Below are 18298 nucleotides of genomic sequence, written 5' to 3'. Positions count from 1 at the left end.
GCCGAACGGTGAGAGCGGCTGAACCATCGGTCGATGTGGCCCGGGAGTGACGCAGAATGCGAGGATGAAGGGGATTTTCCGCGTTCGTCCGGTCCCGGCTGCGGAGACGCACCGGACCACGATGTTCGAGATCTTCTTCGACCTGGTCTTCGTCTTCGCGCTCACCCGGGTCATCACGTTCATGGCGCAGCCACCGACCGCGCTCACCCTGGCCCAGGGGCTGCTCCTCCTGCTGCTGCTGATCTACTCCTGGAGCCCGTACCTCTGGTTGGGAAACCTGGTTCGCGCGGACGTCGGCGCCGTCCGCGCGGCGACCCTGACGGCGATGGCCGCCATCTTCGTGGCCGCACTGCTGCTGCCGGACGCGTGGCAGCAGGGCCCGGAGCTGTTCGACGCGCCGCTCAGCCTCGCGCTGGCCTACCTGGTCACCCGGGCGGTGCAGCTCGGGGTGCTGTTCTGGGTGAGCGCCACCGACCCGCCGCTGCGCTCGACCCTCCGGTTCTTCGCCGTGCCGGTGACGGCGGCCTGGCTCCCGCTCATCGTCGGTGCGCTGCTCGGTGGCGTCGCCCAGACGGCGCTCTGGACTCTGGCGTTCCTGGTGGACATCGGCGGAGCCCGGGTCGCGTCCACCTACCGCCCGTGGCCGCTGCGCAGCCTGGACCACTTCAGCGAACGATTCGGCCTGGTGCTCATCATCGCGCTGGGCGAGTCGCTGATCGCGGCAGGCGCGGCACCGAGGTCGATGGCACCGATCGGCCCCGGCCTGGTGGCGGCGCTGTTCGGCCTCGTCACCACTGTCTGTTTGTGGTGGCTCTACTTCGACCGGCTGGCGCCCGCCGCCCGGCAGTCCATCACGCTGGTGCCACTCGAGCGGAGGTCCGACGTGGCCGGTGACGCGTACGGCCTCGTGCACGCCCCGCTGATCATCGGTGCCATCTACATCGCGCTCGGTATCGAGCAGGTGCTCGGTCACCTCACCGAGGGAAACGAGGGCCCCGCCAGGTTGGGCTGGGTCGTCGCCACCGCCCTGTACGGCGGCGCCGCCCTCTACCTGCTCGCACGGTTGCTCTTCCGCCGGCTCACCGTCCGTGCCGTGCACCCGGCGCAGGTCGTCGCCGCGCTGGTGCCGCTGGCCCTGCTGCCGATCGGGCGGGCCCTGCCCCCGCTGGCCGCGCTCGCCCTGCTGACCGTGTTCCTGATCGGGGTGACCTGGTACGAGCGGCGGTTCGACCGACGCGGCCCGCACCTGCCGGCCGCGGCGCCGCCTGTCGGTCCATGAGCGTCGGAAAGTTCTCCGGCCGTCGTGTCGATATCCCCGGTGTCCGTTCGTCGTCATGCTGTACGGCGACCCGCCGCACCTGAGAGGAGCCGAAGCGTGAAGTACATGCTGTTGTTCATGAGCCCCACGACCGACGGGGGTGAGCCCGTCGACGGGTGCAGCTTCGAGGACTGGATCCGCTACGACCGGGAGATGAAGGACGCCGGGATCTGGGTGTCCGGGCACCCGTTGCAGGATCTGACCACCTGCACGAGCGTGCAGGTCGGCCCGGCCGGGGAACGCACGATCACTGACGGGCCGTTCGCCGAGACCCGCGAGGTGCTCGGCGGGTACGACATCATCGACGTGCCGGACCTCGACGCCGCGCTGGACTGGGCGGCCCGCAGCCCGGGCGCCCTCGGTGGCGGGTCGGTCCAGGTGCGACCGGTCGCCGAGATCGAGGTGGAGGTCTGACGGTGTCCGGGGCAGCCGGGCCGGTCGGGTCGTCGGTCGAGGCGGTGTTCCGGGAGGAACGCGGCCGTCTGCTCGCCTCGCTGGTGCACCGCTTCGGCGACCTCGACCTGGCCGAGGAGGTCGCCTCGGAGGCCATCGAGGCGGCGCTGGTGCACTGGCCGACCGACGGCGTCCCGAGCCGGCCGGGCGCCTGGCTGCTCACCACGGCCCGCCGCCGCGCCGTGGACCGGCTGCGCCGCGACCGGGTGCTGGCCACCCGGCTCGCCGTGCTCCAGGCCGAGGCCGAGCGGGCGGAGGCCGCTCCACCCGCCGACGCGGACCGCGACCTGCCCGACGACCGGCTGGCGCTCTTCTTCACCTGTGCCCACCCGGCCCTGCCCGCACAGGACCGCGGCGCACTCACCCTGCGCTTCCTCGCCGGCCTCACCACGGCCGAGGTGGCGCGGGCGTTCCTGGTGCCGTCCGCGACCATGGCCCAGCGACTCGTCCGGGCCAAGCGGAAGATCCGCGACGCCCGCATCCCGTTCCGGGTGCCGGGCGCCGACGAGCTACCCGAGCGCCTGCCCACAGTCCTCCAGGCGGTCTACTCGATCTTCACCGAGGGGTACGCCGCGAGCTCCGGCCCGGATCTCCAGCGGACCGACCTCGCCGAGGAGGCCATCCGGCTGGCCCGGATCCTGCGCCGGCTGCTGCCGGCCGAGCGGGAGGTCGCCGGCCTGCTCGGGCTGATGTTGCTGATCCACGCCCGGCGCGCGGCGCGTACCGGACCGGACGGCGAGGTGGTCCTCCTCGACGACCAGGACCGCGGACGCTGGGACCACCGCATGATCGACGAGGGGCGTCGTCTGGTGCTGGTCGCGCTGACCGGCGGACCACCCGGGCCGTACGGGTTGCAGGCCGCCATCGCCGCACTGCACGACGAGGCCGCGGACGTGGCCAGCACCGACTGGGCGCAGGTGGTGGCGCTCTACGACGTACTGCTCGGCCTGGTCCCCTCGCCGGTCGTCGCGCTCAACCGGGCCGCCGCGGTGGCCATGCGGGACGGGCCGGACGCCGGGCTCGCCCTGCTGGACCAGTTGGCCGATGATCCGCGATTGCGGGGTTACCACCTCTATCCGGCCACCCGCGCCGACCTGCTGCGCCGGCTCGGCCGGTACGGCGAGGCAGCGGCGGCGTACCGCAGCGCGCTGACGCTTGTCGGTACCGAGCCGGAACGGGCGCACCTGCTCCGCCGGCTGGAATCCGTCTCTACCGAGGAGCCGGCCGACTGAGCGGATCCGCTGCTCGGGAGCGTCCGCTGTAGCCTGCTCGGGTGAGTCTGCCTCTGCCACCCGGCCAGTTCGCGGCGTACCTGTTCGACTGCGACGGCACCATCGTCGACTCGATGCCGCTGCACTACCTGGCCTGGCGGCGGGCCCTGGACGAGTGGGGCTGCGAGTTCCCCGAGGACCTCTTCTACGCGTGGGGCGGCCGGCCGGCCATCGACATCATCGTCGAGTTGAACGAGCGGCACGGCCTGACCATGCCGGTGGCGACCGTCGACGAGCGCCGGGAGAGCTACTACCAGGAGCTGCTGCCGCAGCTCGCCGCCGTACCCGAGGTGCTGGCGCACATCCACGACGCGCACCGGCAGGTTCCGTTCGCTGTCGTCTCCGGCGGCACCCGGGCCTCGGTCACCGCCTCGCTCGGCGCGCTCGGCCTGCTCGACCGGTTCGACGTGCTGGTCTGCGCCGACGACTACGCCCGGGCCAAGCCCGACCCGGAAGCCTTCCTGCTCGCGGCGGAGCACCTCGGCGTACCCCCGGGCTCCTGCCTGGTCTTCGAGGACACCGACCTGGGCATCCAGGCCGCCACCGCGGCCGGCATGGCGTCGGTACGCGTCCCGCAACCCCGGGACCGATCCGACCGCTGACGCAGCCGACCGGCCGCCGGTGGGTGGGATCAGTCCGGGCGGTGCTGGCGGTCGAGCGAGCGTTTGTGCCGCCGCAGCGCCCGGTGGTGCGCGTGCGCGAGCAACCGGTCCACCTCGGCCAGGCCGCGCGGACCCGGGTTGAGCACGCAGGCCCACCCGTGGGTTCCGTAGGCGGGATGGGGAGTTACCTGGTCGAGGGCGGTGAAGTCGACGGCGGAACGATGCTCTGCGAACTGCGCCGGCGGGTAGCCGAACCGACGCTCGAACTCCTCGCGGCCGAGGTCCAGGCTGAGCCGGAAGACGCCGGGGCGGTCGAGTTTCGAGGCCTCGTCGAAGCCGGCGGTGTCCTGCCCGACGAGGGTGGCGAACGGCCGGCGACGGTCCGGCCCGACGAAGAAGAACCGATCGCCCCAGCTGGACCGGGGGGCGCCGGACGCCTCGTCGGCCTGGACGACGGCCACCTCGGGCAGCGCGAGGACGAGCGCGGCGACGTCGTCGGGGCCGAGGTCGAACGACCAGGCGGCGGGCATTGAAGAAGAAGCCATGACCTTCACCGTATCGTTGAACCGCCCGTTGAGACTTCCGCGTCGATCGTCTGAGGAGTGACAGCTGAACCCTCAAACCGCAGGACGCACCTACCGGCCGGTGGACCTGGCTCGCGAGCACGCCATCTCCAGCCAGGCCGTCCGCAACTACGAACGCGACGGCGTCATTCCGGCCGCCCGGCGCACGCCGAGCGGCTATCGCGCGTACACCGAGGTGCACGCCGCAGCGCTGCGCGCCTACCTGGCGCTCGTCGCGGCACATGGCTACGCGACGGGCGGCGAGATCATGCGGGCGGCCGTTCGCGGCGACCTGGACGCCGCCCTGCGCGCCGTCGACGCCAGTCACGCGCAGTTGCTGCGCGACCGCGAGACGCTCGACGCCGTCGAGACGACCATCGGGGTGCTCACCGCCGCACCGACGCCGACCCCGCCCGGCCGGCTGCTGGCCGTCGGCGACCTCGCCCACCGGCTCGGCGTGACACCGGCGACGCTACGGAAGTGGGAACGGGCCGGCGTCCTGTCCCCGGCGCGCGACCACCCCTCGGGGCAGCGGCAGTACGGCCCCGAGGACGTCCGCGACGCCGAGCTGGCTCATCTCCTGCGCCGGGGCGGCTACCTGTTGGACCACATCGCGACCGTGATGCGGCAGGTACGCGCGGCCGACGGTCCGGGGCCCCTGGCGGCGTCCCTGCACACCTGGCGGCAACGACTGGCCACGCGCGGACACGCGATGCTGGTGGCCGCCGGTCACCTCGCCAGCTACCTGGCGACGACCGAGCCGAGATCGCCCTAGCGGACCGTCAGCAGCAGCTTGCCGGGAAAGGACGTCTTCAGCCGCCGGTGCGCCTCCACCACCTTGCCCAGCGGAAACGTCTCGGCGACGTGCACCTCGAACGGCCCCGCCTCGATGAGCTCGTTGAGGCGCTGCAACTGACCGGGGTTGGCGACGCCGTCGTACGCCCGGACCGGCGCGCCCGGCCGCTCGCGCGGCTCCGGCTGCACGCCGTGGGCGTACGCGACCACGCCGCCGTCGGACAGCGTTTCGGTGAGCCGGTCGAGCGTCTCGCCGCCGGCCATCGCCAGGATCCCGTGCACGCCGTCGGGGGCCGCGTCCCTGATCCGCGCGATCACCTCGGTCGGTTCGCCGTGACCATCGAGCGACACGTCGGCGCCGAGTCGGGTCACCAGCGCCACGCCGTCCGGTCCGGAGGCCACGGCGACCACGTTCAGGCCCTGCCGCTTGGCCAACTGCACGGCCAGGTGACCCTGACCGCCGCTCGCGCCGAAGATCAACAGCCAGGCGCCCGCCGACAGTCCGAGGGCGTCCAGCCCGGCCAGCGCGGTCAGCCCGTCGGTCGGCATGGCGCCCGCGTGCTGCGCGGACACGCCCTCGGGCAGCTTCGCGGCGTACTGCGCCTTCGACACCGCGTACTCGGCGTAGAAGCCGCCCTTCGGCCGGGTGGTGGCGGCGACGTAGACCAGGTCACCGACCGCCACATTGGTCACCTGGCTGCCGATCGCGGCGACGGTTCCGGCACCGTCGGCGCCGGGCACGATCGGGAACGCGGCGCCCTCGGGCACCAGCACGCCCTCCCGCTCGTACGCGTCCCACACGCCGACGCCGGCGTTCCACACCTTGATCAGCACCTCGTCGTCAGCGACCTCCGGCACCGGCAGGATCCGCAGGGTGATCACCTCCGGCCCGCCGAACTCGTCGAAGGCCGCGGCCTGCATCTGCTCGGGCACATCCCCGTCAACCATGTGGATTCCCTCTCCGTGCCGGCGTCACCGTCGCAGCATGCCGGCTCCGGGACGGGCCGGGTCCGGGGCTGAGCCGCGTTCACCCACAAGGGCGACCGACGGCGCTCGGCCACCTGGGCGCCCTGGCGCCCGCCACCATGGCGGGCGGGGCCGCACGGCGGTGCACTTCGGCCACGCGATCGCGACGGCGGATGCCCGCTCGCTCGCCGGCGCGGTGGTGGCGGTGGGCGGGTACGCCCTGGGCGTGGCCGGTGCCACGCTGCCGTTACGCCGCACGCCGCCAGGGTGGAACCGCCGCACGGCGGTGGTCACGGCGGTCGAGGCGGTGTTGCTGCTCGGTTTCGCGGCGGGCTGGTTGGGCTGCGCGGCACGTCCCGGGTACGCCGTCGGGCTCGTGCTGCTCGGGGCGGCGGCCGCGGCGAGTGGCATGCAGAGCGTGATCACCATCGGTGCCGGGGTACGGGGTGCCTCGACCACCTATCTGACGGGTTCGCTGACCGAGCTGGTCCGGCGTCGGATCCTCGATCCCCACCGCTTCGCCGACCTGGGCGGCCTCGGAAGGCTGGTGGGACTGATCGGCGGCGCGGTGCTCGGCACGGTGGGTCTGCGTCTGGCGCCGACATGGGCACCCGCGCTGGCGGCGGCGCTGGTGATCGCGGTCGTCGCGGTCGCCGTCACCCTCACCCGCCGCGCGGTGGGCGACCCGACCCACGGCCGGTCGCGCCACCACGGGGACGGCTGAGGACGCCTAGGACGTCTGGGGCTCCTGGCCGCGGAGCGCCTGCTCGACGGCGTCGCGCACCCGGGCCTCCTCGCGCGTCCTGCGCCGGACCCGGTCGCGGCGTCGATACCGGAGCGCCCCGACGAGTGCCGCGACCAGCACCAGAAGCACCAGCGCCAGCATCCACGGCAGGGCCCAGCCGTGCGTCGTGGCCCGGACCGGCTTGAGCGGGGTGGTGGAACCCGACGCGTCGGTGAGCTGGGGCGTGAGGGTCGCGGTCGCCGCCAACCACACGGCGGGCGCCACGCCACGTACCGGCACCGTCACGGTCCAGCTTTCACCGGGAAGCAGCTCCGGCGGTGCCGCGATACCGCCGGCCCCGGCCCGCAGCGAGCCGAACGGGCCCGAGACCGACACCGCCTGCTGGCCGGAAAGGGCGGCGTTGCCAGAGTTGTGGATCTTGTAGGTGACCGTGGCGTCGCCCCTGCTGAACGGGTTGAGCTTGCCGCCGTACGTCACGTGAAGATCCTCGATCGCGAGGTTCGGCTTCAGCTCGCCGCCGACCCGCAACTTGATCCGGATACCGAGGCGCCGATCCACGTTGATGCCCTCGGCCTGGTCCGCCCGGGTCAGCGACGTGAGGATGCCACCGACGTAGTCGCCCGGCGTGGCGTTGTCGGGCACGCTGATCTTGAAGGGGACCTGGGCGGTCTTCCCCGGCTGGATCGTGACGCTGCCGCGATCGGCGTGGACCCAGGCGCCGACCGCCACGGACTTCCCGTCCCTGGCGAGCAGGTCGAGCTGGCCCGCCCCGGTGGTGAAGCCGTCGGCGGTGTACACGGCCAGGTTGAGCGGGACCGGGCCACGGTTGGCGACGACCATCGCGTCCTCGACCCGTCCACCGGGGTTCACGGCGTAGCTGAAGCTGGACCGGGCTGCGCCGTAGCTGTTGGAGGCCGTCCGGACCGTCCAGGCGACGTCACCGTCCGCCGCCAGCGCGGGGCCGGAAGCCAGGCCGGCAACGGCGGAGGTGGCGAGCAGAGCCACGGCGGCGGTACGGAGGAAGGCGGCGACTGTCGTTTTCCGGCGTGTTGGGGTCGTAGACATCTCGGGGTCCTCAGGCGGTCTGGGGTGTTCCGGAACGAGCGGCGGGGTAAACACCCGGAGGCGCCTACCCCGCCAGCTCAGGCAGGTCTGATCAGCTGCTCAGCGCAGTGATTGTGAGGGTGGTGCGGTAGCTACCCTTCGCGATGCTGTCCGGGATCTTCAGGTCCAGGTCAGCGCCGAGCTTGGCGCCACCCCGGGAGTGACCCTGGGCGGCAGCAGCGAGGGCGCTGGAGACCGAGAGGCCCTTGCCCTGGTCATCGAGGGACGACAGGACCGGGGCGCCGGCCTCGGCGCCTGCGCCGCCGTCGAGCACGTACGGGGTCCAGCCGAGGTAGGAGCCGGCGAACGTCTTGTCGCCGTCCTGGAAGTCACCCACGTTGGCGGAGATCGACCACGGGGCGAGCGAGCGGCGGCTGTCCGACACGAGGATCGGGTTGATCTTGCCGGTCGCCTCGAAGTAGGTGCCGTTGCGCTCCTGCGCGACACCGAGGTCCACCAGACCGTTGTAGCCGTCGATCGTCCAGCCGAACTCACCCGGAGCCGGGTTCGGCACGTTGACCTGGATGGCCTGGCCGTCACCGTGGTACGGGTGCACTGTCACCTTGTCGGTGATCGAGCCGATCGGCTGACCGTCCGGGGTGTTGACGCAGGACAGGCCCTTCTCGACCGCCGCGTTCGGCGCCGCGCAGGTGCCGCTGCGGACGTTCGCCAGAACCAACTTGTCGCCGCGCACCTGCACCTTGACGTAGCTGCGGACGTGCTCCTGGTTCTGCGTCGAGTTGTACCAGTACTTGGCCGGGTCCAGCGGGTCCGGGCCGTTGCCACGGATGCCGGTGCCGGTGTTGTCCGGCTTCTTGATGTCGTAGTACTTCGAGCCGGAGGCCGAGTTCGCCGTCACGTAGATGACGCCACCCGGGCCGGGGAACACGTCGGCAGCACCCGGCTGCTCGGCCGGGTTCTCCTTCTGGCCGTTCTTGATGGAGTAGCTGCGGGAGTAGCTGTGGTCGTGACCCTGCAGCACCATGTCGACGCCGAGGTTCGAGAAGGCCGTGGTGAAGTCTTCCCGCCGCTGCTTGTTGTCGGTGTCGGTCGCGTGGCTGGCCGGCGAGTAGATGGAGTGGTGGTAGACCAGCACCTTCCACTTGGCCTCGGAGCCGTGCTTGTTGATGACGTCGGTGACGTACGCGACGTGCGCCGCGTCGCCACCGGCGGAGCCGTCCGCCGGGTTGGCGTAGCTGTTGCTGTTGAGGTCGATGAACAGCACATCCTTGTGGATGAACCAGTAGTCACCGCCGGACCGGGTCGCCTGGTCCCCGCTGTAGTACTGGGACGAGCGGTCGGTGTTCGGAGTGAAGTGGTGCTGCTCGTAGGACTTGCCGCCGACGTCGTGGTTACCGATGGTGGCGACGAGGGGGTACTGGCGCAGCTGGTCGGGGGCCAGGAACGAGGTCCACTGACCCTCGTCGTTGGCGCTCTCGACGTGGTCGCCGGCGGACACCAGCAGCTCGGCGTTCGGGTTGGCCGCTGTGGCGACCTTCAGGGTCTCCTCCCAGCCGGCCTGGTCCTTCAGCCGGTCACCGGAGGAGCCGATCTGCGGGTCACCGAAGAACAGGAAGTCGTAGTCGCCCTCGAAGTCCTGCGTCTTGAAGGCGTACGCCGGGGACCAGCTGCCCTCGGCGCCGACCCGGTACGAGTACGCCACGTTCTCACGGAGGTTGGTGATCGTGGCGTGGCGGTTGAAGCCGGTGGTGGAGGTGTTCGCCGCACCAACGGCGTCGAAGCTGACGGCGCTGGCCGGGAACTCGCCGTTGACGATCTCGGCGGTCGGGGCGAGCTGGATCTTCTGGGCGGTGTCGGCGGAGGAGTACCAGCTCACGATGCGCTGGGTCTCGTTGGCGCCGACGCCGAGGACCACGCCGGTGATGGTGGTGGACTCGGCCGCGCTGGCGGTGGCCATCAGGCCGCTGCCGAGGGCCGCGCCCATTCCCAGGAACCCGGCTGCGACCCCGGCGACCACGCGCCGCCGCACGAGCCCGGAGGCCCGTGTCGAGGTGCTCAATGTCATCGACATTGTTCCCTTTTCAAATAGAGAAATGGATTGTCTGCTTCCGTTGACGGGGAAGCGAACCAACGCTTTCGTCGCGGGATGAACCAGCCGTGAACTAGATCTTGCGGTTGCCTGCACTTCGCGCACTACTTGGCCTTGCTCAGGACCCCGACACGCGTTGCGCAAACCAGATCAGCCCCATAATGGACACGCAGGCGGAAATAGCGCCGGTCGCCCAGAGTCCGGCTTTGGGCGCTCGACGTCGCAACACGATCAGCAATGGGAAGACGACCGCGATAATCGCCAACTGCACGACCTCGATGCCGACGTTGAACACCAGCAGGGACCACAGCAGGGTCCACGACCACGCCTCGTCGATGCCCAGCGCGCCCGCGAACCCCAGGCCGTGCACGAGGCCGAAGCAGAACACGACGCCGAGGCGGATCCAGCCGGAGCGGTCCAGGCTGAAGTGGCCACGGCCGGCCGGATCGAGGGCGGTGGCGTGGTCGCCGCGCCGCCAGATTCCCCACAGGTGCCAGCCTGCGACGACGGCGATCGACAACGCGATGACCGGCTCCACGATCGCCGCCGGCACCTCGACCAGGCCGAGGGCCGCGAGCATGAACGTCACCGAGTGCGCCAGGGTGAAGCTCGTGGCCGCGAGCACGATCTCCCGCAGGCGCCGCGACCCGGCGATGAGCGCCAGCAGGAAGAGGATGTGGTCGATCCCGGACAGCAGGTGCTCGGCGCCGAGGAGGAAGAACTCCCGGAACCGCTCGTACCAGGACTGGCCGGTCGAGAAGGAGGGGTTGTCGACGTCCAGCGCCGCACTGCCCGAACGGCCGTCGATCTCGTAGGTGACGATCGTCTTCGTGCCCTTGACGTAGCCCTCGCCGTCCGGGAACAGACCGCTGCGCACCTCGTGTTCGCCGGTCCGTTGCGGACACGCCCAGTCGAGCAGCAGATTCGCGTACGGCACGCCCTCGCGCTCGCCGATCGTCACGTCACCCACCCGCGTCGACTGGCACGCCGCACCCTGTGCGGTCACCGTGAAGCGGTCGGCGACATACCTGAGGGTCGTGTCGGCATGCTTGTGCAACGCCGCCGCCTGCGCCTCGGAGTCACCCGCGTCGAACGCCGCCGTTCCCTCCTGAAAGAGCGGATCATCGTCACCGGAATCGGCGGCCGAAACGACGAGCAGGTCGTATTCGAGCTCCACCGCCGTGCGTATGTGACCCTCGTCTCCCGGGGTGATTTTTGCGTAGACGGTCGACGAGAAGCCGTGGGCGGAGGCCGGTCCGGTTCCTAAAAAGGGGACAACGGCCGCAGCGATCCCGACAACGGCGACGATAACGGTACGGCGGACGTGCCCGAACATGCGGCTCCCTCGGTTGGCCAGTGCACGCTGCACGCCGTGGGTGAACAGCAGCCCGCCCGCCGACGAACCGATGGAAAACAAAATCCCGCAGTGGCGACCCGTGCCTCGACAGTGGCCGGAATTGGGATAGGAATACGAAGAAGTACGCGCACTTTCCGCCATCACTCGGAGGACGATCGCCTTGCGCCCCCCGCTTCGGGCCGTTGCCATGCTGGCTGCCGCCGCCGCGCTGGTCACCGGATGCAGCTCCGGCGACGACTGGTCAGAGCCGCATCCCAGACCCGCCGCCATCGGCTCCCTCGGCCCGGGGTTCGTCGACCCTTCCACCACGCCCGCTCCGGAGGCGACGATCCGGCCGCGGCCCGGTTCGTGGACCGGCGTCCACCCGTCACGGGACTACCGGGTGGTGCTGCTCACCGCCGGCGACGACCAGCCGACCAGGGCTCTCGTGACGGCCGTCGAGGGCTGGGCCGACGACGAACACCTCGATCTCAGGAAGATCGTCGTGGCGGACGCCCATGACGCCGTTCCCAGCATCAGCAGGGCCATGGGGATGCATCCCGACCTCATCGTCAGCGCGGGCAACGATCTCATCGACCCGCTTGCGCTGGTCACTCCGAACCATCTGGATCAACAGTTCCTCGTGGTCGGGGCGGAGCTGGCCGAGCCCACCCACAACGTGACGGCGGTCGACTGGTCAGGCGCGTCGTTTCGCGGTGAGGGGCTCGGCACGTCCTCGACGTACAACCCCGACTCGTTCACGGCCGAGCGCTGCGCGGCGGCCATCCGGGCGGGCGTGGCGGCCGTGCTCAACGACCTGACCGGGATCGTGGTCTGGCTCGACCAGCCCGAGTGATCGGGCTACCCGGCGTCCAGGGCCCGGTGTGGAGATTGGCGTCTCCACACCAGGCCCGGGAAATCGCCGAGCGAAGCTAGGGCGTGTTGCAGGTGAGGGTCATTCCGCCACCGGTTCCGGTGCCCTGGTAGCCGAACTCGGTGGACTGGCCGGGGGCGATCGAGCCGTTGTGACCGACGTTGGTGAACTGGACCGTTCCGGTGTCCCCGCTCCGGTTGGCGTTCCAGGCGTTGGTGACGCTGGCACCCGGCGGAAGGGTCATGGCGACCGTCCAGCCGTTGACCGGCGATGAGCCCGCGGTAACCCGAACCGTGGCGACGAAACCGCCAGTCCACTGGTTGATCGACACCGTCGCCGAGCAGCCGGCCCCGGTCGGAGGCGGAGTGGTCGGCGGAGCCGTGGTCGGCGGCGGGGTGGTCGGAGGCGGGGTGGTCGGGGGCGGGGTGGTCGGGGGCGGGGTGGTCGGGCCGTCGGTGAGGGTTGGCGTCTGCCAGTCCCGCCAGTCGGCCAACCTGCCCAACGCCCTGCTCGAAATCCTGATCACACCCGGATCGTTCCCCGTCTTCAGCAGGAACTTCCTGATGTTCTTCTGCAACGGGTCACGCCACTCCGGCCGGTTGGCGCAGTGGCTACCGTCCTGGACGTCGGACCAGTAGGTGATGTTGTCGCCCACGCCGAGCGCCCGGTAGACCTCAGCGCCGCCCAGGGCCGCCACACTCGCGGACCGGGGGCCCAGGTTGGCGATGTGCGGGTTGTCCATGATGAACAGCCCTCGCGGCGCCACCATCGCCACCATCTCGTGCGTGTCCACCGGGAGCCTGGTCGGGCTGCTCGTGAACGAGCCGAACGCGTCTCCGAGCCACGGCTGCTCGCCGTACGCGCTGCTCAAACTCTGGGCGCCCTCCCCGGGGATGCCCCGGAAGATGGGAACCCCGGCGCTACCCGATTCGATCGGCATGGTCAGAGCGATGCGCTGGTCGAACACACCGATCGCGAACGCGCCCTTGCCGTACCGCGAGCAACCCGTGACACCCATCGCGTCGGCCTTGAGAATTCTGCCGTCCGACTGCTCGATGACGTCGATGATCCGGCTAACGCCCCAGCCCCAGGCGGCGAGCAGTCCGGTGCTGCTCGAGGAGCCGTAGATGCTGTAGAGGGCGCCCTGCTTGTTGTTCCGGGGCGTACCCTCTCGCCCGACCGCCAGGGGGTCGTAGCTGATGACGGCGGCGCCAGCGGCCTTGATGGTGGCCGTGTCCGCGCCGAACCCGCCCACGACCACGACGGCCGGGAAGGGTCCGGAACCACTCGGCAGCTCGACCCTCGCCGAGAAGCTGGTGCTCCTGCCGTTGTGGTTCACGTTCACCGTGATGGTGCTGTTCGAGACCGTCCCGGTGACGGTCGCCGGCTTCGCGGGCTTCTCGCCGTAGACGAACTTCTCCGCCAGTTCCCTGATCTCCGCCCGACGGCACCGCCAGTCGGCCTTGGTGGCGATGGTCGTACCGTTCAGCTTCTTGAATGGGTCGGGAAGCTTGGCGTTGGTGGGCAGGGATCCCAGGTCGGGCAGGCCCGACACCGCGCAGTCGGCGCCCTCGTCCTCCACTGACGCCGCGGCGACGAGGCTGCCGGCGGCGGCCTCCGCCGTGGGAGTTCTCGCAACTACCGTTACCGATCCAGCGACCGTGAGCGCTGCTATCGACAGCGCGACGACCGCGGAACGGGTCCTGGATCGGCCCGAGCTGATGATCACCAGGGCTCTCCCTTCCGAGTGTGGTGGTGGGTGGCGGAACGACAGCCGTGATCGATGGCCGCGAATGCCGCTCCTCGCCAAGTGTTGGGCGAGTTATCGGAAAGTGTCAATGTTCTGCCCGAAACTTTCGGTTGCCCCTGGTGCCACCAACCATGCCGCCAGCAGACCATGGGTGCCGCCGATCACCGCAGACGGACTCGGCAGGGCGCTGGCGGATATCGAAAGTTTTCCGAGACGAATGGGTATCAGCGACCAACGTGACCGACAAAAAGGCGCCCGAGCGGCGTCTCCGCTGCTCGGGCGCCTCATCAGCGCGGTCCGGCCGTCAGTGGACCCGGTGCCAGAGGGGCAGCAGTCCGGAGAGGATCAGCGCGGCGCCGATCGGAAGCAGGTCCAGGTTGACGGCGATCGCCACGAAGCCGAGCAGTACCAGCGGCGGGCCCCAGCCCGGAATGAGTCGCGGACGGCCGACAGCCGCCCGCACCAGCAGGGTGAGTAGGCCGAACTGGAACAGCAGCGGGCCCACCGCCATCAACGGGTCCGGCAGCGGCGCGGCATCGCCCAGCCGGGGGAAGAGGTCACCGAGGATCACCCAGAGGAACGCGACCACACCGACCAGCCCTGCGACCGTCGCCACGTCCAGAAGCACCCGCAGCCCGGTGCGCGGCCGGATGCTCGAACCAACGGCACCGGCGGACCCGAGCAGCCGCCGCAGACCGACGACCAGACCGGCGAAGAGCACGAACGCGACCAGGAACAGGGCGTGACCCAGGTCCCACGCCCAGCCCGGGCCGTGGTCCCCGTCCAGGCCGTCGATGATCCGCAGGACGCCGTAGAGCAGCAGGAGCACGGGGGCGCCAACGGCCGCCGTGCGTACCAGGTGGAACGGCTGGCGGGAGACCCGTACATCGGTGTCGGTCATCGCCCCAGCCTGGCAGTGCGTCGATCGACCCGGCATCAGGATGTTCCTGTACCAGTCCCGGAGATGCCCACCCTGAAGTCTCTCGCCGCGTGCAGGAGATGCGACTGCGGCATCCTCGAACTCCCCCGCGTCGAGGCGGCTCGGCGGTCCACCGGACGAGGCTGCGGCGGCAGCCGTGTCATCCTGCTCGCATGCTGATCAAAGACGAAGACGTGGCGATCACGGCAGCGCAGGCGGGAGCCGCCGTCGTGCGAACCATGTACGGGGCGTCGCTGACGCGCTTCGAGAAGTCCGGGGGAGACTTCGCCACTGCCGCTGACCTCGAGGCGGAGAAGGTCATCCTCGACGTTCTCGGTTCCACCCGCCCGCAGGATGCCGTGACGGGTGAGGAGAGCGGACGCACCGGCGCCAGCGCCGCCGAGCGGATGTGGCTGGTCGACCCGCTGTGCGGCACGCTGAACTACGCCGTACGCACCATGCTGGTCGGAGTGAACGTCGCGCTGCGCGCGGGTTCGACAGTCACCGCGGCGGCCTCCGCCGACCCGTTCGCCGATGAGGTGTTCTGGACTGACGGCACCCGTGCGTACGTGCGGCGCGACGGCGTGGACGAGCAGCTCAGGCCGTCGGCCGAGTCGGTGTTGGTGGACGTCAACCTCGATCCGCCGTTCCCGAACGCTCCAGAGTTCCGGGCTGTGCGGCTGCTCGCCGACGCGGGGTTCGTCGAGCGGTTCCGCCCCCGCGTGGTCTCCAGCAGCCTGGCGTTGGCGTGGGTGGCAGCCGGCCGGCGAGCCGCGTACGTGACGGACGGCGACATGCGGGACAGCGTGCACTTCGCCGCTGGGATCGCCCTGTGCCGGGCAGCGGGATGCGTGGTGACCGGCATCCAGGGGCAACCGGTGCACACCGGCGCGGGTGGGCTCATCGCGGCGGCAGATCAGGAGACGCACGCGGCCTTGCTGGCGCTCGTCGAGCAGCAGCGGAAGGGGTAGCGCGGTGACCAGCCGGGCCGGTGAAGCGTTCGAGACCGACCGTGCCGTGTCCGACATCGAGGTGCTGCTCACCGCTGACCTACCCAGCGGTGGTGCGACGGTCAGCGAGGGGGACCCGGTCACCGGGGAGTGGACCGCCACCAGGGGCGAGGGTTTCCACATCGGTCCGCTCTGGGAGAGCGACGCCCTCACCGGGGTCTACGGGAGTGAGTGGAACGAGGCGGAGGAGGCCGCGACGGAGAACCTGGCCCTCGTCGTACGGGAACTGGACAACCGGTGGGGACCGCACCGGCGAATTTCCATGCGAGTGCCGCTCTTTCGCGATCAGGCGGGCGATTCCATACCGTCGTTGTTCCAGGCGTTGTGCGATGTGGACTGTTACGGCGATCTGGCGGTGTGGGGGCCAGTCGCGGTCAGTGCCCGATGGATCGGGGTCTCCGTCAACCAGTGCGACGGAGACGCCCCGATGATCCTGACGGCGGTCGTCAGCGACCGGCCCATCATCGAACTGACCGACTGAGCCCCCGCCGCCTCGCCGGTACTGGTGCGCACCACTTGCACCGACAGGGGCGGGCCGAACCGGGTCCGCCCCTGTCGCAGATGTGGAGCGGTCCGGTGACTGAACGACGTGCTGCGCCGGACCCGCCACCTCACCCGACGCTTATGGCGTCCAGCTCGGCCAGCGCGTCCTCGGGAAGGGTCAGCGCGGCCGCGGAGAAGTTCTCGCGCAGGTGCGCGACGGATGAGGTGCCGGGGATGAGCAGGATGTTCGGGGAGCGCTGGAGCAGCCACGCCAGCGCGACAGCCATCGGTGTGTTGCCGAGACGCGTGGCGACCGCGTTCAGCTCCTCGGACTGCAGTGGCGAGAAGCCGCCGAGCGGGAAGTAGGGCACGTAGGCGATGCCCTGCGCGGCGAGGGAGTCGATCATGTCGTCGTCCTCCCGGTTCGCGATGTTGTAGTAGTTCTGCACGCACACGATCGGGGCGATGGACTGCGCCTCGGCGACCTGCTCGGCGTTGACCGTGCTGAGACCGAGATGCTTGATCAACCCCTCCTGCTGCATCTGCGCGAGCGCGACGAACGGCTCGGCGATGGAGCCGGGGGCGGGCCGGTCGAAGCCGCCGACGCGCAGGTTGACCACATCGAGTACGTCGAGCCCGAGGCGATCCAGGTTGTCGTGCACGGCCTGGCGCAGCTGCTCGGGAGCCAACGCCTTCGGCCAGTTCCCCTCGGCGTCCCGCAACGATCCGATCTTCGTCACGATGTGCAGGTCGTTCGGGTACGGGTGCAGAGCCTCCTTGATGATCTCGTTGGTGACGTACGGGCCGTAGAAGTCGGCCGTGTCGATGTGGTTGATCCCCAGGTCGACGGCCTCACGCAGCACGGACACTGCGGCGTCGCGGTCGGCCGGCGGACCGAAGACGTGCGGGCCGGCCAACTGCATAGCGCCGTACCCCATCCGGGAGACCACCAGGTCGCCCATCGTGAACGTTCCGCCCGGAGGTGTGCTTGACGTCATGCCGGAATTCCTCTCAGTGTTGCCGTAAAGGGACGAGCTTCCCGCCGGCGCAGGCGCCAAACGGCGGCGCCAGCGGGTGACTGCTCCACACTCCGCCCAACGGGGTTGAACAGGATGAGTCCCGGTGATCCTGGGAGTGGCAGGGACAGGCAGACCACGATCCACGCGGTTAACCTGGGGAGGGTGCGCGACAACAATCTGCTCGGCGGCTACCTGCGGGCTCGCCGCGAGCTCGTCCAGCCCGACAGCGTCGGCCTGCCCGCCGACGGGGTGCGGCGCGTCGCCGGGCTACGGCGTGAAGAAGTCGCCATGCTCGCCGGCATCAGCGCCGACTACTACCTGCGACTCGAGCAGGGCCGCGACCGCAATCCGTCGATGCAGGTCCTCGAGGCACTCGCCCGCGTCCTGCGCCTCGACGACGCGGCCACCGACTACCTGCTGAGCCTGGCCACACCACAGCCCCGGCACCGGCGACGCCGTCCACGGCGCCAGACCGTACCGGCCAGCATCCGTCAACTGCTCGACGTCGTGGGCATACCCGCGTTCGTCGAGGACCGCTATTTCGACGTGCTCGCCGCCAACAACCTCGCCCGTGCGCTGTCGCCCAACCTGCAGGCCGGCCAGAACCGGCTCACCGCGGTGTTCCTCGACCCAGCCGAACGCGCGATGTACCCCGACTGGGACGTGGCCACAGCCAACCTGGTCGGCAGCTTCCGCACGGCCGTGGGCACCGATACCGACGACCCGCGATTCGTCCAGCTCGTCGGCGAACTGTCGTTGGCCAGCCCACGATTCCGACAGCTCTGGGCCCGGCACGACGTCCGCACCTGCGAGGGCATGCCCACCCGCATGCGGCACCCGCAGGTCGGCGACCTCGTTCTCAACCGCGAGAAGCTCAGCATCGGCGGCGCCAAAGGTCAGCTGCTCGTCGTCTACCACGCTCAACCGGGCACGAGCAGCGCCGAGAAGATGGCCCTCCTCGGCTCCCTGACGACCCCCGCCGCTCCGGTCCCCCACGCTCCGGCCGCCGACATCGCCGCAGCCTGACAACCCCGGGCGCG

At 70.5% G+C, this 18298-nt stretch carries 18 protein-coding genes; 10 read left to right on the top strand and 8 right to left on the bottom strand.

Annotated features, from left to right (window positions below):
* Positions 1–64 precede the first annotated feature (64 nt).
* The 4 genes from GA0070607_RS13595 (at position 65) to GA0070607_RS13580 (ending at position 3644) form a co-directional block, all read left to right on the top strand.
* A complete protein-coding gene (locus GA0070607_RS13595) occupies positions 65–1279 on the top strand; it encodes a low temperature requirement protein A (RefSeq protein ID WP_089018543.1) in 1215 nt (404 codons plus the stop codon).
* Between the two features lie 105 nt (positions 1280–1384).
* Complete coding sequence (locus tag GA0070607_RS13590; RefSeq protein ID WP_197701292.1) at positions 1385–1732, top strand: YciI family protein; 348 nt, start codon at positions 1385–1387, stop codon at positions 1730–1732.
* A 2-nt stretch (positions 1733–1734) separates the two neighbouring features.
* On the top strand, positions 1735–3003 hold the full coding sequence (locus GA0070607_RS13585; protein ID WP_089018541.1) for an RNA polymerase sigma factor: 1269 nt from the start codon (positions 1735–1737) through the stop codon (positions 3001–3003).
* A 41-nt stretch (positions 3004–3044) separates the two neighbouring features.
* Positions 3045–3644: an HAD family hydrolase gene (locus GA0070607_RS13580; RefSeq protein ID WP_089018540.1), complete on the top strand. Its 600-nt coding sequence runs from the start codon at positions 3045–3047 to the stop codon at positions 3642–3644.
* 29 nt (positions 3645–3673) lie between these two features.
* Here GA0070607_RS13580 and GA0070607_RS13575 read toward each other — a convergent pair whose 3' ends face one another.
* Complete coding sequence (locus tag GA0070607_RS13575; protein ID WP_157743147.1) at positions 3674–4189, bottom strand: DUF6194 family protein; 516 nt, start codon at positions 4187–4189, stop codon at positions 3674–3676.
* A gap of 100 nt (positions 4190–4289) precedes the next feature.
* On the opposite strand from GA0070607_RS13575, the gene GA0070607_RS13570 reads away from it, so the two are divergent.
* Complete coding sequence (locus GA0070607_RS13570) at positions 4290–4982, top strand: TioE family transcriptional regulator (RefSeq protein WP_331716449.1); 693 nt, start codon at positions 4290–4292, stop codon at positions 4980–4982.
* On the opposite strand, the gene GA0070607_RS13565 is transcribed toward GA0070607_RS13570, so the two are convergent.
* Positions 4979–5950 (bottom strand): quinone oxidoreductase family protein, encoded by a 972-nt coding sequence (locus GA0070607_RS13565; protein ID WP_197701258.1) that lies wholly within the window; start codon positions 5948–5950, stop codon positions 4979–4981. The genes GA0070607_RS13570 and GA0070607_RS13565 overlap by 4 nt on opposite strands.
* A 160-nt stretch (positions 5951–6110) precedes the next feature.
* Here GA0070607_RS13565 and GA0070607_RS13560 point away from each other — a divergent pair, with 160 nt between their 5' ends.
* A complete protein-coding gene (locus GA0070607_RS13560) occupies positions 6111–6692 on the top strand; it encodes a DUF1275 family protein (RefSeq protein WP_231931007.1) in 582 nt (193 codons plus the stop codon).
* A gap of 6 nt (positions 6693–6698) precedes the next feature.
* On the opposite strand, the gene GA0070607_RS13555 is transcribed toward GA0070607_RS13560, so the two are convergent.
* The 3 genes from GA0070607_RS13555 to GA0070607_RS13545 form a co-directional block, all read right to left on the bottom strand.
* Positions 6699–7778, bottom strand: a complete 1080-nt coding sequence (locus tag GA0070607_RS13555; protein WP_089018536.1) for a WxL protein peptidoglycan domain-containing protein — start codon at positions 7776–7778, stop codon at positions 6699–6701.
* Positions 7779–7869: 91 nt separating this feature from the next.
* Entirely contained in the window at positions 7870–9843 is a 1974-nt protein-coding gene (locus GA0070607_RS13550; protein ID WP_089021833.1) for a purple acid phosphatase family protein, read from the bottom strand.
* A gap of 142 nt (positions 9844–9985) precedes the next feature.
* A complete protein-coding gene (locus GA0070607_RS13545) occupies positions 9986–11494 on the bottom strand; it encodes a HupE/UreJ family protein (protein ID WP_231931006.1) in 1509 nt (502 codons plus the stop codon).
* A gap of 115 nt (positions 11495–11609) precedes the next feature.
* Here GA0070607_RS13545 and GA0070607_RS13540 point away from each other — a divergent pair, with 115 nt between their 5' ends.
* Positions 11610–12059, top strand: a complete 450-nt coding sequence (locus GA0070607_RS13540) for a type 1 periplasmic-binding domain-containing protein (RefSeq protein WP_231931004.1) — start codon at positions 11610–11612, stop codon at positions 12057–12059.
* 76 nt (positions 12060–12135) lie between these two features.
* On the opposite strand, the gene GA0070607_RS33365 is transcribed toward GA0070607_RS13540, so the two are convergent.
* A complete protein-coding gene (locus tag GA0070607_RS33365; RefSeq protein WP_331716448.1) occupies positions 12136–13659 on the bottom strand; it encodes a glucuronyl esterase domain-containing protein in 1524 nt (507 codons plus the stop codon).
* Positions 13660–14131: 472 nt separating this feature from the next.
* Positions 14132–14728 (bottom strand): hypothetical protein, encoded by a 597-nt coding sequence (locus GA0070607_RS13530; RefSeq protein WP_089018532.1) that lies wholly within the window; start codon positions 14726–14728, stop codon positions 14132–14134.
* A gap of 191 nt (positions 14729–14919) precedes the next feature.
* Here GA0070607_RS13530 and GA0070607_RS13525 point away from each other — a divergent pair, with 191 nt between their 5' ends.
* Positions 14920–15717 carry an inositol monophosphatase family protein gene (locus GA0070607_RS13525; RefSeq protein ID WP_089018531.1) on the top strand — a complete coding sequence of 266 codons (798 nt, stop codon included), beginning with the start codon at positions 14920–14922 and terminating at the stop codon, positions 15715–15717.
* Between the two features lie 4 nt (positions 15718–15721).
* Positions 15722–16237: a hypothetical protein gene (locus GA0070607_RS13520; protein ID WP_089018530.1), complete on the top strand. Its 516-nt coding sequence runs from the start codon at positions 15722–15724 to the stop codon at positions 16235–16237.
* Positions 16238–16367: 130 nt separating this feature from the next.
* On the opposite strand, the gene GA0070607_RS13515 is transcribed toward GA0070607_RS13520, so the two are convergent.
* Entirely contained in the window at positions 16368–17237 is an 870-nt protein-coding gene (locus GA0070607_RS13515; protein WP_089018529.1) for an aldo/keto reductase family oxidoreductase, read from the bottom strand.
* A 183-nt stretch (positions 17238–17420) separates the two neighbouring features.
* Here GA0070607_RS13515 and GA0070607_RS13510 point away from each other — a divergent pair, with 183 nt between their 5' ends.
* Positions 17421–18284 carry a helix-turn-helix transcriptional regulator gene (locus GA0070607_RS13510; protein ID WP_231931001.1) on the top strand — a complete coding sequence of 288 codons (864 nt, stop codon included), beginning with the start codon at positions 17421–17423 and terminating at the stop codon, positions 18282–18284.
* Positions 18285–18298: the final 14 nt, after the last annotated feature.

This window comes from Micromonospora coriariae (genome assembly GCF_900091455.1).
Classification (GTDB): Bacteria; Actinomycetota; Actinomycetes; order Mycobacteriales; family Micromonosporaceae; genus Micromonospora; species Micromonospora coriariae.
The sequence above is the reverse complement of the archived record's forward strand: the minus strand, read 5'-3'. Positions and strand labels throughout refer to the sequence as shown.

Coding starts and splice junctions, on each gene's coding strand:
- GA0070607_RS13595 (WP_089018543.1), top strand. CDS start 65: ATGAAGGGGATTTTCCGCGTTCGTCCGGTCCCGGCTGCGGAGACGCAC.
- GA0070607_RS13590 (WP_197701292.1), top strand. CDS start 1,385: ATGCTGTTGTTCATGAGCCCCACGACCGACGGGGGTGAGCCCGTCGAC.
- GA0070607_RS13575 (WP_157743147.1), bottom strand. CDS start 4,189: ATGGCTTCTTCTTCAATGCCCGCCGCCTGGTCGTTCGACCTCGGCCCC.
- GA0070607_RS13565 (WP_197701258.1), bottom strand. CDS start 5,950: ATGGTTGACGGGGATGTGCCCGAGCAGATGCAGGCCGCGGCCTTCGAC.
- GA0070607_RS13555 (WP_089018536.1), bottom strand. CDS start 7,778: ATGTCTACGACCCCAACACGCCGGAAAACGACAGTCGCCGCCTTCCTC.
- GA0070607_RS13550 (WP_089021833.1), bottom strand. CDS start 9,843: ATGACATTGAGCACCTCGACACGGGCCTCCGGGCTCGTGCGGCGGCGC.
- GA0070607_RS13545 (WP_231931006.1), bottom strand. CDS start 11,494: ATGGCGGCGGGTCTGGGATGCGGCTCTGACCAGTCGTCGCCGGAGCTG.
- GA0070607_RS13530 (WP_089018532.1), bottom strand. CDS start 14,728: ATGACCGACACCGATGTACGGGTCTCCCGCCAGCCGTTCCACCTGGTA.
- GA0070607_RS13525 (WP_089018531.1), top strand. CDS start 14,920: ATGCTGATCAAAGACGAAGACGTGGCGATCACGGCAGCGCAGGCGGGA.
- GA0070607_RS13515 (WP_089018529.1), bottom strand. CDS start 17,237: ATGACGTCAAGCACACCTCCGGGCGGAACGTTCACGATGGGCGACCTG.